General features: G+C 40.6%; 13 protein-coding genes. 10 read left to right on the forward strand and 3 right to left on the reverse strand.

The window, feature by feature from the left end:
- Positions 1–74: 74 nt before the first annotated feature.
- Positions 75–2,264, reverse strand: a complete 2,190-nt coding sequence (locus RMB03_RS05110) for a TonB-dependent siderophore receptor (protein ID WP_311074404.1) — start codon at positions 2,262–2,264, stop codon at positions 75–77.
- 229 nt (positions 2,265–2,493) lie between these two features.
- On the reverse strand, positions 2,494–2,706 hold the full coding sequence (locus tag RMB03_RS05115) for a DUF1737 domain-containing protein (RefSeq protein WP_151744171.1): 213 nt from the start codon (positions 2,704–2,706) through the stop codon (positions 2,494–2,496).
- 160 nt (positions 2,707–2,866) lie between these two features.
- On the opposite strand from RMB03_RS05115, the gene gshB reads away from it, so the two are divergent.
- The 8 genes from gshB (at position 2,867) to lpxC (ending at position 12,103) form a co-directional block, all read left to right on the forward strand.
- Positions 2,867–3,811 carry a glutathione synthase gene (gene gshB, locus RMB03_RS05120; RefSeq protein ID WP_311074407.1) on the forward strand — a complete coding sequence of 315 codons (945 nt, stop codon included), beginning with the start codon at positions 2,867–2,869 and terminating at the stop codon, positions 3,809–3,811.
- Positions 3,812–4,048: 237 nt separating this feature from the next.
- Positions 4,049–5,146: an undecaprenyldiphospho-muramoylpentapeptide beta-N-acetylglucosaminyltransferase gene (gene murG, locus RMB03_RS05125; protein ID WP_311074409.1), complete on the forward strand. Its 1,098-nt coding sequence runs from the start codon at positions 4,049–4,051 to the stop codon at positions 5,144–5,146.
- Positions 5,147–5,157: 11 nt separating this feature from the next.
- On the forward strand, positions 5,158–6,606 hold the full coding sequence (murC, locus tag RMB03_RS05130; RefSeq protein ID WP_080027987.1) for a UDP-N-acetylmuramate--L-alanine ligase: 1,449 nt from the start codon (positions 5,158–5,160) through the stop codon (positions 6,604–6,606).
- Between the two features lie 37 nt (positions 6,607–6,643).
- Positions 6,644–7,570, forward strand: a complete 927-nt coding sequence (locus RMB03_RS05135; protein WP_003654094.1) for a D-alanine--D-alanine ligase — start codon at positions 6,644–6,646, stop codon at positions 7,568–7,570.
- Between the two features lie 2 nt (positions 7,571–7,572).
- A complete protein-coding gene (locus RMB03_RS05140) occupies positions 7,573–8,427 on the forward strand; it encodes a cell division protein FtsQ/DivIB (RefSeq protein WP_005038012.1) in 855 nt (284 codons plus the stop codon).
- A 60-nt stretch (positions 8,428–8,487) separates the two neighbouring features.
- Complete coding sequence (gene ftsA / locus RMB03_RS05145) at positions 8,488–9,750, forward strand: cell division protein FtsA (RefSeq protein WP_004790064.1); 1,263 nt, start codon at positions 8,488–8,490, stop codon at positions 9,748–9,750.
- Positions 9,751–9,914: 164 nt separating this feature from the next.
- Positions 9,915–11,090, forward strand: a complete 1,176-nt coding sequence (ftsZ, locus tag RMB03_RS05150; RefSeq protein ID WP_003654090.1) for a cell division protein FtsZ — start codon at positions 9,915–9,917, stop codon at positions 11,088–11,090.
- Between the two features lie 110 nt (positions 11,091–11,200).
- Positions 11,201–12,103: a UDP-3-O-acyl-N-acetylglucosamine deacetylase gene (gene lpxC / locus RMB03_RS05155; protein WP_005038014.1), complete on the forward strand. Its 903-nt coding sequence runs from the start codon at positions 11,201–11,203 to the stop codon at positions 12,101–12,103.
- Between the two features lie 97 nt (positions 12,104–12,200).
- Here the strand turns inward: lpxC and RMB03_RS05160 are convergent, their stop codons facing one another.
- Positions 12,201–12,641, reverse strand: a complete 441-nt coding sequence (locus tag RMB03_RS05160) for a DciA family protein (protein ID WP_003654086.1) — start codon at positions 12,639–12,641, stop codon at positions 12,201–12,203.
- Positions 12,642–12,748: 107 nt separating this feature from the next.
- Between RMB03_RS05160 and RMB03_RS05165 the strand changes: the two genes are divergently transcribed.
- Both RMB03_RS05165 and aceE read left to right on the forward strand, forming a co-directional pair.
- Positions 12,749–13,441 carry a M23 family metallopeptidase gene (locus RMB03_RS05165; RefSeq protein WP_005038016.1) on the forward strand — a complete coding sequence of 231 codons (693 nt, stop codon included), beginning with the start codon at positions 12,749–12,751 and terminating at the stop codon, positions 13,439–13,441.
- Positions 13,442–13,691: 250 nt separating this feature from the next.
- A complete protein-coding gene (gene aceE, locus RMB03_RS05170; protein ID WP_311074417.1) occupies positions 13,692–16,409 on the forward strand; it encodes a pyruvate dehydrogenase (acetyl-transferring), homodimeric type in 2,718 nt (905 codons plus the stop codon).
- The last annotated feature ends 2 nt before the right edge of the window (positions 16,410–16,411 follow it).

The following is a 16,411-nucleotide window of genomic DNA, read 5'->3' on the forward strand; positions in this document are numbered from 1 at the left end:
AATCTTGTCTCTTTTATTATTAAAAAGAAAAAGGCATACCTCTAAATAGAGGGATGCCAATTTAATATTTTTACTTAGAACTGATAATTTAAACGCAATAACACATTACGTGGTGTGCCTGGCATGCTGTCTGAGCGCCAGTATTCTTTATTGGTTAGGTTATTTACTGCAAGTGTGACATTCCACGGGTCTGCACTATAGCCAACCGCAGCATCGACGCGATTAAAGCCTTCCATTTTTACTTGATTATTAATATTTGGATAATAAGAGCCCACATAGGTTACGCCCACCTCGGTATACCACTGTTCAGTTGGTAAATAACGAACAAATAAATTACCCGTGTTTTTAGATGTGTTTGCTAAATAGTTACCTTCTTGTTCAGGTTTTTGCTTGTCTTCTTTTACTTTGGCATCGGTGTAACCATAACCACCGCGAACAAAGACATTATCAAGCACACGGCCAATAAAGCTAAATTCGAGACCACGAGATTGATGCTGACCAGCAGTTGCCCATACCTCTGGTTCACTGTCAGGATTTGGTTTATAGCGGATATTATTTTTACGAATATCAAAGACCGAAAATTGAGTATTTAAACGACTATCTAACCATTCGCTTTTTACCCCAACTTCATATTGCTCATTATATTGAGGCTCTTTGTCCATTTTTTCGACATCGGTGCTTCCAGTGACTTGGTTAACACCCATTTGCCCACCGAATGGCGCAAAGCTTTTAGAGTATGAGGTGTAAAAACTATGTTCAGGAAGCGGTTGCCATACCAAACCAACATTTGGGCTAACAGTAGTGTCTTTTACATTGCGACGTGCATTAGTGAGTTTGTTAGTGGTTGAAAAATCGAAGTAATCGTAGCGTAGGCCCATCATAAGTTTAAGCTGGTCATTCAGACCAATTAAATCCTGAATGAATACGCCATAAGTTGTGCCTTCATTATAGTTGTGCTGTCTAATTTCTAATGGGCCATTGCCACGACTATATTCACGTTCGCCCGTGAATGGATTAACGTAACCATAAATGGCTGAACCATTTTGAGTCTTATTGGCTAGACGTGGTTCTCGTTGTTCATAGGTCCAGTCAGTACCTAACATAATTTGGTGTTCAAGTTGGCCTGTTTTGAACTTACCTTTAATATCAAATGTATTCGTCGTTGTTTTATTGCTGGTTTGCTGCCAGTAGTAAATTTGGTCGATGTAGCCTTTTTTTGTACAAGTTTCATTCTTTGAATTCTTTCCATCTAACCCACAATAAGTTCCAAAGTAAAAATGGTCAAAGTTCTGTTCTGCTTGTCTGTAACTCGCTGCCCAGTGAAAGTTCCAATCAGGCGCATATTGGTAATTTACGTCAGTACGCACAACTTGCAAAATATCATCAACATAATCGCCGTCTTGCGCAAATCCTGTTTTGATAGAGGTTCCCGTAGGCAGAATGTCATGTGATGGTCCGCGGTCGGGTACACGGCCTAATTTGTCATACGTATATTGTGTGGTCCAAGTAAGCGTTCCATCGTCATTTTTATAAGTAAAACTTGGTGAAAACATCTCAATTTTATTTTCAATACCAGAGCGGAAGCTCCCTGACTCACCATATTCTCCCGTAAGGCGTACTGCTAAATTGTCATTAATGACTTGGTTGATGTCGGCAGTGGTTCCATAGTTATCGTATGAACCTGCGTACGCACCAACTGAACTTTTAGAATCGAAATTGGCGAATTTACTCACCATATTCACAACCCCGCCACCAGCACTACGGCCATATAAAACAGAAGCGGGGCCTTTTAAAATTTCAATACGCTCAATATTGGCAGTACTACGGCGTACTTGCCCACTTTCACGTATACCATCACGGTAAATATCGCCTGTATCAGCGCCAAAACCACGAATGGTAATGCCATCACCACGCATATCGTAATTGGTAGATACCCCTGGGGTACCTTGCAACATAACGCTTAAATCATTTGATCCATAAATTTTATATTTCTGAACATCAATGGTATCAACGGTTTGAGGGATATCTTTTTTATCTAAGCCATTACGTGTGACATTGGCTTTGTCATAGTCGATATAGCTTTTAATTGGGTCTAACTCACTCATCGCCTCAATTTTTATGGTGGGCATGGTCGCTGCAACTTGAGAGGATGAGTTACTAGAGTCTTCAGCGTATACACCTTGGATATTCAAGATCATTAAACTGAGTAAGCTGAGCGGGAAAAGATGCTTAATTTGGGGAGATGATATAGAAATTCTTAACATAAAGATAAAATCAGTTAACAAAAATAAAAGTATAAATGATAATTATAATCATTTAATTGTTTAGAATAAAAGAACTATTATCTTAAAAAATGACATATTTATTTTTTAATAACTGATTTTTGGTAGTGCAATGAGTAAATTAAAAGAACTGGCAGAATCAACTTATTAGTTTTTCTTGTTAATTGAGTCTAAAAAGGGTGCTTTTTATAGAGAAAAGCACCTCTTAGAATTAAGCATTATTTTTGAGAACATCTAAAATATCCATTTCTGGATCATAATTATCGTCAATCGTTTTGCAAATTGCTTGTCCAACAATCACATGCGTGCCATTAAAGGTCATGCTGGGTGCTTCATATAATTCCCAGCCGTGATTAAGTGCTTTAGTTACTCGTGCACAAAAAGCAGAGTCATCAGGGCCGGTTAAATAGCGATAAAGTTTCATCTTTAGCCTTTAAAAATAATATTTTATGGTCATAGTTTAACTGAATTTACTTGAATTCTAGTTAAAGGAATAACAGATAACGATTTACTGAAATTAAGAAAAACGAGTGAAAAATCTCAGCTATACTCATGCTAATTTAAATTTTATGAAGAGCTTGAGCATGCGTGTACTTGTCGTCATGGATCCGATTGAAACCGTAAATCTTAAAAAGGATTCAACCATGGCAATGTTGTGGGCGGCGAGCCGTCGTGGACATGAATTGGGTTATGCATTACAACAAGATTTATATATTGATCAAGGTAAGGCTTACGGTCTAATCTCACCATTAAAAGTATTTGAAGATTACAATCACTATTACGAATTGGGCGAAAAGAAAAAAGAATCTATCGCGGCTTACGATGTGGTATTGATGCGTAAAGATCCACCGTTTGATATGAATTTTGTCTATACAACTTACGTGCTTGAACAAGCTGAACGCGAAGGTTCATGGATTATCAATAAGCCTCAGTCATTGCGTGATTGCAATGAAAAGCTATTTGCAACGCAATTCCCAGAGCTGCAAGTACCTACACTTGTAACATCGCAACAAAGTTTAATTCGTGAATTTCTTAAAGAACATGGCGATGTCATTGTGAAACCACTTGATGGTATGGGTGGTACGGGAATTTTCCGTTTATACCAAGACGGTGTAAATATTGGTTCTACTTTAGAAATGCTTACAGAGTTAGGTACTCGTCCAATTATGGCTCAACGTTATATTCCTGAGATTGTAGAAGGGGATAAGCGTATTTTGATGGTAAATGGCGAGCCTATTCCTTACTGTCTAGCTCGTATTCCACAAAATGGTGAAGTGCGCGGTAACTTAGCGGCAGGTGGCTTAGGTCAAGCGCGTCCGCTCACTGAAAACGATAAGCTGATCGCAGCTAAAATTGGTCTTTTCTTGCGCGAAAAAGGTTTGATTTTTGTTGGTTTAGATGTAATTGGCAATTATGTCACTGAAATTAATGTCACCAGCCCAACATGTATTCGTGAAATTGATGCTCAATTTGGTACATCAATTGCCGATAATCTATTTGATGTATTAGAAGCTGGTCGTACGGCTTAATTATTTATTTCAGGTGATTTTCAGCGGTATTTATGGGAAATCACCTGAAAATATATGAATTAATAAAATCACAATATGAAATACGCTAGTGCTTTGTAGGCATATTTTCAAAAAAGCACATCTTTCTGTTATAAACGAGTGAAATTAGCTTTTCGTTAATGAAGCTTTAGGATTAAAATAAACGGCTACAAAAATAGATGACAATTTCCATTGTTTTTTGAGTTGAAGAATTAGACCGTGACCGATTCACAGCAAAGCAAACCCAAACATGTCATGATGATGGCTGCCGGTACAGGTGGACATGTTTTTCCAGCCCTCGCCGTAGCCAAACAACTTCAACAACAAGGTTGTCAGGTTTCATGGTTAGCCACGCCAACAGGTATGGAAAATCGTTTATTAAAAGATCAAAATATTCCAATTTATCAAATTGATATTCAAGGTGTTCGTGGGAACGGATTAGTCCGTAAAATTGCTGCGCCTTTTAAAATTTTAAAAGCGACTTTAAGCGCAATGCGCTATATGAAACAGCTTAAAGTTGATGCTGTTGCTGGATTTGGCGGTTATGTTGCGGGGCCTGGTGGTTTAGCAGCACGATTATTAGGTATTCCAGTACTTATTCACGAGCAAAATGCGGTTGCTGGTTTTACCAATGCACAGTTAGCGCGCGTTGCTAAAGTCGTGTGCGAAGCATTTCCAAATACTTTTCCTGTTAGTGACAAAGTTGTCACAACTGGAAATCCGGTGCGTCGTGAAATCACCGATATTTTAAGCTCTAAGTGGCGTTACGATGCACGTGAGCAAGCGGGACAACCTTTAAATATTTTAATTGTCGGCGGTTCTTTAGGTGCAAAAGCGCTTAATGAACATTTACCGCCAGCGCTAAAAAAAATACAAGTTCCACTCAATATTTTTCATCAAAGTGGTCAACAGCAAGTTGAAGCAACTCAAGCACTTTATGCAGATGCACCAGCCAACTTAAAGGTGCAGGTTTTGCCGTTTATTGAAGATATGGCAAAGGTTTATAGTGAAGCTGATTTAATTATTTGCCGAGCTGGAGCATTAACGGTGACGGAAGTTGCAACAGCAGGCGTTGCAGCAGTTTTTGTACCACTTCCTATAGCCGTTGATGACCATCAAACTGCAAATGCCAAATTTCTGGCTGATATCGGTGCTGCAAAAATTTGCCAGCAATCGACTATGACACCAGATGTTTTAAATGAATTGTTCACTTCGCTGATGAACCGCCAATTACTTACAGAAATGGCAGTGAAAGCGCGTCAACATGCCCAACCAAATGCGACTCAGCATGTGGTTGATCTTATCCAAAAAATGTAATCGGATTTACTATGTCTCCATCAACAGCTGCGAACCAAGCAAAAAAACTGATTAAAGTGCCTGAAATGCGCCGTATCAAACACATTCATTTTGTGGGGATCGGTGGTGCTGGGATGTGTGGCATTGCAGAGGTATTGGGTAACCAAGGTTATAAAATTTCTGGTTCAGACATTAAAGCATCTAAAACTACAGAACAATTAGAGCAAAATGGCATCAAGGTTTATATTGGCCATCAAGCGGAAAATATTAAAAATGCCAATGTGCTTGTAGTTTCTACAGCGATTGATCCAGAAAATCCGGAAATTAAAGCAGCGATTGAGCAACGTACTCCAATTGTACGCCGTGCAGAGATGCTAGGTGAGCTTATGCGTTACCGTCATGGTATTGCTGTAGCTGGTACGCATGGTAAAACCACAACGACTAGTCTTTTAACTACCATGTTGGCTGAAGAGAATCTTGATCCAACCTATGTCATTGGTGGTTTGCTTAATAGCACAGGTGTAAATGCTGCACTTGGTGAAAGTCGTTTTATTGTTGCCGAAGCTGATGAATCAGATGCATCTTTCCTTTATTTGCAACCTATGGCAGCGATTGTAACGAATATCGATGCTGACCATATGGATACCTATGAAGGTAGCTTTGATAAATTAAAAGATACGTTTGTACAGTTCCTTCATAACTTACCATTTTATGGTTTGGCTGTAGTTTGTGGTGATGACGCCAACATTCGTGAAATTATGCCACGTGTAGGCCGTCCAGTGATTACCTATGGTTTTAATGAAGATAACGACATTCGCGCAATTGATGTTGAACAAGATGGCATGCGTTCACACTTCACGGTGTTACGTAAAGGTCGTGAGCCGCTACGTTTAACCATCAACCAACCGGGCATGCATAATATCTTAAATGCTCTAGCTGCTATTGGTGTTGCGACTGACGAAGGTGTTTCTGATGATGCAATTAGCCGTGCATTAGCAGGATTTAGTGGTGTTGGTCGTCGCTTCCAAGTACAAGGTGAGTTTGAACTTGCCGATGGTAACGTTAAGCTAGTTGATGACTATGGGCACCATCCGAAAGAAGTAGAAGCGACTATTAAAGCTGCTCGCCAGAGCCATCCAGATCGTCGTTTGGTTATGTTATTCCAGCCACACCGTTACTCTCGTACCCGCGATTGTTTTGATGACTTTATTGAAGTGCTTTCTCAAGTCGATCAATTATTATTACTGGAAGTTTATCCTGCCGGTGAAAAGCCTATTGTAGGTGCTGACAGCCGTACTTTGGCGCGTAGTATTCGTTTACGTGGACAGGTGGAACCGATTTTGGTCGATCCGGTTGAAGGTAATTTGCAAAACATCATGCAAAATGTGTTACAACCAAATGACTTGTTATTAACGCAGGGTGCGGGTAACGTTGGAGCAATTTCAGTAGAACTTGCACAACACAATTTGTATATGAAATAAACAAAAAGTATTGAATTATCGGGTTAAGGATTTAAACGTGTCAAATGCTACAAAATTCGGCAAAGTTGCCGTGCTATTTGGTGGGAAATCGGCTGAGCGTGCTGTGTCTTTAGATAGTGGTCAGGCAGTTCTGGATGCTTTGTTACGCTCAGGTGTTCAGGCTGAAGCATTTGATCCGCAAGACCGCAGTGTGACTGAACTTGTAAATTATGATCGTGCATTTATTGTATTGCATGGTCGTGGCGGTGAAGATGGCCAGATTCAGGGTGTACTTGAATGGTTAAATCTGCCATATACCGGAACAGGTGTGCAAGGTTCTGCTATTGGCATGGATAAAGTCAAAACCAAGCAAATCTGGCAAGGTAGCGATTTACCTACAGCGCCATATCGTATTATTACTAAAGAAACAGATTTAGATGCGGTTATTGCTGAGTTAGGCTTGCCTGTCATTATCAAACCTGTACATGAAGGCTCAAGTGTGGGCATGAGTAAGGTTGAGAAAGCAGAAGACTTTGCTGCTGCAATTGAAAAGGCGACTCAGCACGATGCTGTTGTGATGGCAGAAAAATGGATCACAGGTCGTGAATTCACAATCTCGTTCTTAAATGGACAGCCTTTGCCGGTTATTCGTTTACAACCACCAGCAGACGTTGCTTTTTATGACTATGAAGCAAAATATGAACGTAATGATGTTGAGTATGGTATTCCTTGTGGTCTAAGTGAGACAGAAGAGAAAAACCTACAAGCATTGTGCTTACGTGCTTTTCAAGCAGTTGGTGCTGAAGGCTGGGGCCGTATTGATGCGATGCAGGATGAGCAGGGTAATTTCTGGCTTTTAGAAGTAAACACTGTGCCAGGTATGACCAGCCACTCTTTAGTTCCAAAAGCTGCTCAAGCTGTTGGCTATAGTTTTGATGAATTGTGTGTTGCCATTCTTGAGCAAACATTGGAAGGTACGGCTTAAATATGGCACAACTTCCGGCTTCCATGCGCCGTAAACGTGCGGCCATCACCTCTATTCATGATAAACCGCCTACACGTAAGCAGAAGCTTGCGAATGCTGGTGGATGGGTGCTGTTGGTTATTGCTTTTGTAGTGCTGGCAGTCGGAATTTATGGGCTATATAAAGTTATTACAGATGCAAAAGTTGCAAAGCTAGAGGTTGTGGGATCGGCGTCTTCAGTTGAAACACAACAAGTGATGCAGCATGTTGCTCCAATTATAAAAGCGAATTATTTCACATCTGATTTAGAACAAATTCGTGACAAAACATTAGAAATTTCGTGGGTAGACCGAGTTGTCGTATCTCGTGCCTGGCCCAATGGTATTCGTGTTCGTGTTATGCCTCGACATGCCATCGCCCGTTGGGGAACAGGTCGCTTGTTAAGCGATGGAGGCGATGTATTCAGTGAGGCGGAGCCGACAATTCATCCTGAGCTTCCGTTACTACATGGTCCGGTAAGCCAGTCGAAAATGATGATGCGACGCTATAATGAAATCAATCAATTATTCCATCCCGCCAATTTGCGCCTAAAAGAGTTATATCTGACGGAGCGAATGACTTGGTTTATGCAGTTTGACACAGGTTTACGAATTATCGTTGACCAAGATCAAACAATGAATAAGTTGCAACGTTTAAGTCATCTGGCACAATCTGACTTAAAACCGGTGTGGTCGAAAATCTCAGCCATTGATTTGCGATATCGTAATGGATTATCTATTCAATGGAAGAACGCAACACCACCTAAAATTGTGAATGGTCAGTTTGTTGTAACGATTGATGACACAAGCATTGCAGGTGGAACAAAAGCAAAGCCATAATACGTGGCTTTAAAATAGGCAATTTGCCTGGTATTAAACAACAAAGAAATGGTATGAGTGATGAATGAAGCTGTTCCCTCAGTTGTTGCGATTGACATTGGGACGCATAAAGTTTCAGTTTTGATTGGAAAAATTCATGCGCCGGATAACATTCAAGTTATCGGTATGGCAACTGCTCGCAATCGAGGCATGAATAAAGGAAAAATCGTCAGCCTCGATAAAGTCATCGCTGCGATTAAAAATGCTGTTGCTGAAGCGGAAAATATGGCCGAATGTCGCATTCATAGCGCATGGGTATCGATTCCGAGTACCGAGTTGCAAAGTTTTTATGCCTCTGGTCGCACACCAGTCGCTAATCCAGCACATGTTATTACAACAAACGAAGTTGTGCGCGCGTTAGAATTGGCAAAAGCAAGTCATGTGACTTCTGATTACTATTTAGCAAGTGCAGTGCCGTTAGGCTTTGAATTGGGTGATTCTGCTGAATGGGTGCAGAATCCAATTAACATGACTGCCCATAGTATGACAGGACATTATCAGTTAATGATGATGCCTATAGCGACTATGCAAAACCTTGATCGTGCCATGAAAGGTGCAAATATCGGGGTTGAAAAAATGGTGGTATCTTGCTTGGCAACCGCTGAGGCAAGTTTACTTAAAGATGAAAAAGAATATGGTGTTTGTCTGGTCGATATTGGTGCAGGCATTACTAACCTTGCGGTTTATCTAGATGGACGTTTGGCTCTGGCACGTACATTGCAACGCGGTGGTGAGCACGTTACGCGTGATATTGCGGCTGTATTGCAAACCACGACAGAAGAAGCTGAACGCATTAAAATTCTGTATGGTTGTGTTGATTTAAGTGCTGTTAAGCCAGATCACATGATTCAGGTAGAAGGAATTGATGGCCCTCAAACCATTAGTCGAATTGAGTTGTCAGAAATTATTATTGCCCGTTATGAAGAGATCTTTAGCCAGATTCGCGATGAACTCGAAAATAGCGGTGCAATTCATGGTTTATACCATGGTGTAGTGCTGACAGGTGATGCTTGTCAAATCGAAGGTATGGTGAGTTTGGCTCGCCGTATGTTGGGGGTATCTGCACATTTGGGCAATCCACCGTTACAGGTTTATGCTGATGATCAGCATCAAGCCGCGTTACGTCGTTCGATGTATGCAACAGCAGCTGGTTTGCTCATGTTTAGCCAAAGTGAGTTGCAAGAAGCTGTTGAAGAGCCTGAAGAGGCAAATGACCGTTCGGTATGGGAACGAATGGTAAATGGCTGGAATGCGTTTAATAGCAAGCTAAAAGCCATTTTTTAGGATGTATTGATTTATTGGTAGAATTGTTAGGAAGTTGTAAGAGAAAACCACTGTACTTGACAAGGTTTGTATTGCACAGCATTCTTAAAATTAGTTATTTTTGAAAATCAAGGCAGTATACGGGCTGAAGTGACTGCCATAATGTATTAGGAACCCTAAAGGTCATGGCCTCATTTGAATTTATAGAAGATGAACTAAACGATGGCAACGGTCAAGCCCGTTTCACTGTATTTGGTGTAGGTGGTGGTGGCGGTAATGCCGTTCAACATATGGTGCAGTCTGATATTCAAGGTGTTAAATTCGTTTGTGCCAATACAGACAAACAAGCACTGGACTGTATGAATGCACCTTTCAAAATTCAGTTAGGCGAGCAAAGTACACGTGGTCTAGGTGCTGGTGCTAACCCTGAAGTAGGGCAAGTTGCAGCAGAAGAAAGCCGTGAAATTATTCGTCACCATCTTGAAGGTACGGATATGGTATTCGTTACCGCTGGTATGGGTGGTGGTACGGGTACAGGCGCGGCACCTGTGGTGGCTGAAGTTGCCAAAGAAATGGGTATTTTGACTGTTGGTGTTGTGACAACCCCATTTAACTTTGAAGGCCGTCGCCGTTTAAAGTCTGCTGAACGTGGTATTGAAGCGCTTGAAGCACATGTTGATTCATTGATTATTATCCCTAACCAACGCTTACTCAGCGTATATGGCGATATTTCAATGAAAGATGCTTATAAAAAAGCTGATGATGTATTGTTAAACGCTGTACGTAGTATCTTTGACCTTGTTGTAAACCGTGGTCATATTAACCTTGACTTCGCCGATTTGAAAACTGCAATGAGTACACGTGGTTATGCCATGATGGGTGCTGGTTTAGGCCGTGGTGAAGATCGTGCACGTCAAGCTGCTGAACAGGCTATCCGTAGTCCATTGCTTGATAACGTAAATATTATTAATGCTAAAGGTGTGTTGATTAACATTACTGGCGGTGATGATATTACTTTACGCGAAACTGAAATCATTACTGATGTCGTGAACCAGATTGTTGACCTTGATGAAGGTGAAATCTTCTACGGTACTGTATTTGATCCAGATGCGCGTGATGAATTACGTGTAACAGTAATTGCAACTGGTTTAACCCGAAATGCAGCAGATGCAGAGCCGAGAAAACGCAATACGGTAAGTCATGCATCGACTCAATCAGCTCAATCTGTTGATGAAGATGATGTTCCTGCTATTAATAAGCGTCAAAATGCAGACAATGAAGTAAGTAGTACTGCAAGTTCTTCTCCGCGTTCTTCTCCGATGAGCATTCAAGATTACTTGAAAAATCAGCAACGTAAGTAAAATATTATTAGATTTAAAAAAAGGCAGTGTTTAATCACTGCCTTTTTTTGTTTTTGATCAATCACTAAATATGCTAACGTATAGCGGTTTTAAAAAAGAAGTTACAAAGCATGGTGAAACAACGTACTCTCAATCGTGTGGTAAAAGCGAGTGGAATAGGTCTTCATAGCGGTCAAAAAGTGATGATCAATTTCATTCCACATACCGTGGATGGAGGTATTGTATTTCGTCGTATCGATTTAGATCCACCTGTGGAAATCCATGCGAATGCTTTGCTGATTCAAGAAGCTTTCATGTGTTCCAATTTAGTAATTGGAGATATAAAAGTTGGAACGATTGAGCACGTGATGAGCGCAATTGCAGGTTTGGGAATTGATAACCTTATTGTTGAGGTATCTGCGTCCGAAGTTCCGATTATGGATGGAAGTGCTGGTCCATTTATTTACCTGTTAATGCAAGGTGGATTGCGTGAGCTGGACGCACCGAAAAAATTTATAAGAATATTAAAACCAGTTGAAGCATTAATAGATGATAAAAAAGCAATTTTTAGCCCACATAATGGTTTTCAGTTAAATTTTACGATTGATTTTGACCATCCGGCATTTGCTAAAGAATATCAATCTGCGACTATCGACTTTTCTACTGAAACTTTTGTATATGAAGTGAGTGAAGCTCGTACTTTTGGTTTTATGAAAGATCTGGATTATCTCAAAGCAAATAACTTGGCTTTAGGTGCAAGTTTAGATAATGCGATTGGTGTAGATGACACAGGCGTTGTTAACGAAGAAGGCTTACGTTTCGCCGATGAATTTGTGAGACATAAGATTTTAGATGCAGTAGGTGATTTGTATTTGCTTGGTCATCAAATTATTGCCAAGTTCGATGGCTATAAATCGGGACATGCTTTAAATAATCAGTTGTTACGCAATGTTCAAAGTGATCCGAGTAATTATGAAATTGTAACATTTGATGACGAGAATGAATGTCCAATTCCATATGTCAGCGTGACATAAGTCATTGTCTTTATTTGGTCATGTTATAATGTAACATTTTAAAGTGTGAATTTTGTCACATAAATATGGCTGAACTTTTCTTTAAATATATAGCTCGTCATTTTTTATTGCTTGCCAAACGTAGTAAAGCTTGGCTAAGCTTAGGGTCGCTCACAAAGTCGGCTGCACTACGTAACATTTCTTGTGTTTCCGGGGGGATGGGTTTAGATGGCTCAGATGAGGGTGGATTTGGAATGTTTTTATTTCTCAAGCGAACCTGAATTCTTTGTAGGTCTTTTAACCCTTCAAGTTGAGATAATTTAGATACATATTGGTTCTGTAAATAACTGAGTTGACTAATCATCGCCTGATTTTCACCAGTAATGATCAAAGAACCATTTTGATAACACACGACCTGCCATTGTTCCGGTTGGGGCAATAAGGGTTGGATAATTTTCGTAAGTCTTTGCCATTGCGCGACTTGCGTTGTTAGAAACGTAAGGTTTCCTGTTTTTATGTGTTTTCCGGATTGTTGAAAAACGTTATCGGGTTTAGACATGGGTCATTCTCGGATAGATTCTTGTCTTCATCTTAAGCGTTCATTTCAATCGATATCAAGGAAGAGATCATAAGGAACTTAAGTAAGAACAGTTTCAAGAGGTTTTTATGCACACGCGTCGTATTTTATTAGCGTTTTCACTTGCCGCTTCGGCAGCATCAGTTGCTTTTGCAGATTATCAAACAATTAACCAATCTACTGATTCAGATCGATTGGAACAACTATCAAAAACATTATCTCAAGGTTCATACACTCATCCTGATGATTTAGATCTTCCAGCGAGTGCGAAAGTTTCAGTGACCTTACGCCAAAAAACGGTTGAGCTCAACAATGAGTCACTCGCTAAAAAATATGGCAATACGACAGCTAAGAACTCTTTCAATACTTCTTCTTCAAATGCTTATTCGTGGTTAGTTTCACATCCTCTTCCTGATACAGTGCGTGTTTCTTCCAACTTTGGTGGCCGTACGATGGGTGGCCGTGCCGAACATCATGGCGGATTGGATATGGCTGCTCCAAGTGGTACACCAATTTATGCTACAGGCCCAGGTATTGTAACCAAATCTGGTTGGGGTACAGGCTATGGCCAATATGTTGAAATTAACCATGGTAATGGCTATTTAACACGCTATGCGCATGCTTCTCGTTTAATGGTGCGTGTAGGTGAACAAGTCTCTGCAGGTGAACATATTGCCAATGTAGGTTGTACTGGTCGCTGTACTGGTCCACATTTGCACTACGAAGTAGTAAAAGATGGTCAACGTAAGAATCCAACAACTTACTTGGCGATGCTTCCTTAAAAGCATAGTTAAAAAGGTTAAGGTTATTAAATTTATGAATCTGAAATTAACTTAAACCTTTTTTAACGTAAAGATTGTATAAAAAAACGCCATTATTGGCGTTTTTTTGTTATTTTGTTTAATGCTCGGTCAATGACTATTCATTCAGAAAATAATAGGCCCCCCTCACATTCACCCGTGGCAATAACTAGAGAGGGGTAAAACGTGGTAAAAATACAAAGTAGATTAAAGAACAAGGAACAGGTGAATTATGGCGTTTTACGGTGACTCCGATGCACAAGAAACCCAAGAGTGGCAAGATGCATTCGATTCAGTTTTACAACATATGGGAACTGAGCGCGCGGCATTCTTATTGGAAAAACTTTACCAACAAGCAATTGCCAAGCATGTTCCCATTCAACGTCTCAATACACCTTACTTAAATACAATTTCTGTTGAAGAACAACCTGCAATGCCAGGCGACCAAGATATGGAACGCCGTATTCGTGCATTGATTCGTTGGAATGCCTTAGCAATGGTACTTCGCGCGAATAAAACAGGTGATGATTTAGGTGGACACTTGGCGAGCTTCGCATCAAGTGCAACATTATATGACGTAGGTTTTAACCATTTCTTCCGCGCAAACAGCAATAACTTTGGCGGAGATATGATTTATTACCAAGGACATTGTGCTCCTGGTATTTATGCTCGTTCATTCCTTGAAGGGCGTTTGACTGAAGAACAGTTAAGTAATTTCCGCCGTGAAGTTGGCGGTAACGGTTTACCAAGCTATCCACATCCATATTTAATGCCGGACTATTGGCAATTCCCAACTGTATCAATGGGTCTTGGTCCAATCATGTCGATTTATCAAGCGCACATTCAAAAATATTTGATGAATCGTGGCTTGATCAAAGAAGAAAATCGTAAAGTCTGGGCTTATCTTGGTGATGGTGAAATGGATGAGCCAGAAAGTACTGGTGCAATTTCACTTGCTGGTCGTGAAAAGCTTGATAACCTAATTTGGGTGGTTAACTGTAACTTACAGCGTCTAGATGGCCCTGTACGTGGTAACGGTAAAATCATTCAAGAATTAGAATCTTTATTCCGTGGCGCAGGCTGGCGTGTCATTAAAGTGGTATGGGGTCGTCATTGGGATCCGTTACTTGCAAAAGACAGCACAGGCGCTTTAAAAGCGGTAATGGGCGAAACAGTTGATGGTGAGTACCAGCGCTATCAAGTGAAAGGTGGTGCATATACACGTGAGAAATTCTTTGGCAAGTACCCAGAAGCTGCGGAACTTGTAAAAGATTTAAGCGATGAAGACATTGATAATCTTAACCGTGGTGGTCATGACCCGTACAAAGTTTTTGCTGCCTATGCAGAAGCAATGACAGCCAAAGGTCAGCCAACAGTTATTCTTGCGAAAACTGTTAAAGGTTATGGTTTGTCTGAAGAAATTGAAGCGGTGAATAAGACTCACCAAATCAAAAAAATGCAGATTGATTCTTTGAAATATGTACGTGACCGTTTTAACCTGCCATTTACAGATGATCAATTAGAAGAGCTTCCATTCTATCGCCCAAGTGAAAACTCTCCAGAAATGAAGTATATGAAGGCGCGTCGTGAAGCTTTAGGTGGCTATTTACCTGCACGTCGTAAAGAGAGTGAAATTTTAGCGATTCCTGAATTATCTGTATTTGATGCAGTATTAAAAGGTTCTGCAGGCAAAGAACAATCAACTACCATGGTGATGGTGCGTTTAATTGCTTCTTTACTTAAAGAAAAAGCAATTAAAGACCGCGTAGTGCCAATCGTTCCAGATGAAGCGCGTACTTTTGGTCTAGAAGGTATGTTCCGTCAGCTTGGTATTTATGCTGCTCACGGTCAAAAATATACCCCAGAAGACCAAGAACAGTTAATGCATTACCGTGAAGCAAGTGACGGTCATATGTTACAAGAAGGAATTAACGAAGCTGGTGCGATGAGCGCATGGGCTGCGTTGGCAACAAGTTATTCAACGAATAACTTGCCAATGATTCCAATGTACATGTACTACTCAATGTTTGGTTTCCAACGTATTGGTGACATTGCATGGGCTGCGGGTGATGCCCAAGCTCAAGGTTTCTTGTTAGGTGCTACTGCTGGTCGTACCACATTGAACGGTGAAGGTTTACAGCACCAAGATGGTCATTCACATATCTTGGCGAACACGATTCCAAACTGTGTATCTTACGATCCATGTTTTGGTTATGAGTTGGCTGTAATCGTACATGATGGTTTACAACGTATGTATGTGAACCAAGAGCGTGTGTTCTATTACCTAACTGTAATGAACGAAAACTACGAGCATCCTGCAATGCCTGAAGGCGCTGAGGAAGGCATTAAACGTGGTATGTACTTGTTCGAAAAAGATGAAAAAGCAACTGTTCAATTACTTGGTTCAGGTGTAATTCTTCGTGAAGTGATCAAAGCTGCGAAAATCTTACGTGATGAATACCAAATCCATTCAAACGTTTGGAGTGTAACAAGCTTCAATGAGTTGTCTCGTGATGGTATGGCTTGTGAAGAATACAACCGTTTACACCCACTTACTGAAGAAGTGAAAGAGTCTTGGGTCTCTAAACAATTACGCGGTACAGAAGGTATTGTTGTTTCAGCAACAGACCATATGCGTGCGTATAGCGAACAAATCCGTGCCTATCTTCCAGATGGCCGCCCATTTGTTGCGTTGGGTACAGATGGTTATGGTCGCTCAGATACACGTGCTAACTTGCGTAGTTTCTTTGGTGTTGATGCTGCACATATCGTTGTTGCTACTTTGAAAAAATTAGCTGACGAAGGTGAAGTAGATGCACGTTTAGTTAAAGATGCAATTTCTAACTTTGAGTTAGATACTGATCGTCCAGTGGCATGGGCTCCACAAGCACATCCAGAAGTTCAAGCAGTTGCTGAATACCATGAAGCGCAAACAGGTGAGGGGAACTAAGC

The sequence above is a fragment of the Acinetobacter sp. V91_7 genome (genome assembly GCF_031799075.1).
Classification (GTDB): Bacteria; Pseudomonadota; Gammaproteobacteria; order Pseudomonadales; family Moraxellaceae; genus Acinetobacter; species Acinetobacter calcoaceticus.

Bases quoted from the DNA above. Each gene is read 5' to 3' on its own strand.
- RMB03_RS05110 (WP_311074404.1), bottom strand. From the start codon at position 2,264: ATGTTAAGAATTTCTATATCATCTCCCCAAATTAAGCATCTTTTCCCG.
- RMB03_RS05115 (WP_151744171.1), bottom strand. From the start codon at position 2,706: ATGAAACTTTATCGCTATTTAACCGGCCCTGATGACTCTGCTTTTTGT.
- gshB (WP_311074407.1), top strand. From the start codon at position 2,867: ATGCGTGTACTTGTCGTCATGGATCCGATTGAAACCGTAAATCTTAAA.
- murC (WP_080027987.1), top strand. From the start codon at position 5,158: ATGTCTCCATCAACAGCTGCGAACCAAGCAAAAAAACTGATTAAAGTG.
- RMB03_RS05140 (WP_005038012.1), top strand. From the start codon at position 7,573: ATGGCACAACTTCCGGCTTCCATGCGCCGTAAACGTGCGGCCATCACC.
- ftsA (WP_004790064.1), top strand. From the start codon at position 8,488: ATGAATGAAGCTGTTCCCTCAGTTGTTGCGATTGACATTGGGACGCAT.
- ftsZ (WP_003654090.1), top strand. From the start codon at position 9,915: ATGGCCTCATTTGAATTTATAGAAGATGAACTAAACGATGGCAACGGT.
- lpxC (WP_005038014.1), top strand. From the start codon at position 11,201: ATGGTGAAACAACGTACTCTCAATCGTGTGGTAAAAGCGAGTGGAATA.
- RMB03_RS05160 (WP_003654086.1), bottom strand. From the start codon at position 12,641: ATGTCTAAACCCGATAACGTTTTTCAACAATCCGGAAAACACATAAAA.
- RMB03_RS05165 (WP_005038016.1), top strand. From the start codon at position 12,749: ATGCACACGCGTCGTATTTTATTAGCGTTTTCACTTGCCGCTTCGGCA.
- aceE (WP_311074417.1), top strand. From the start codon at position 13,692: ATGGCGTTTTACGGTGACTCCGATGCACAAGAAACCCAAGAGTGGCAA.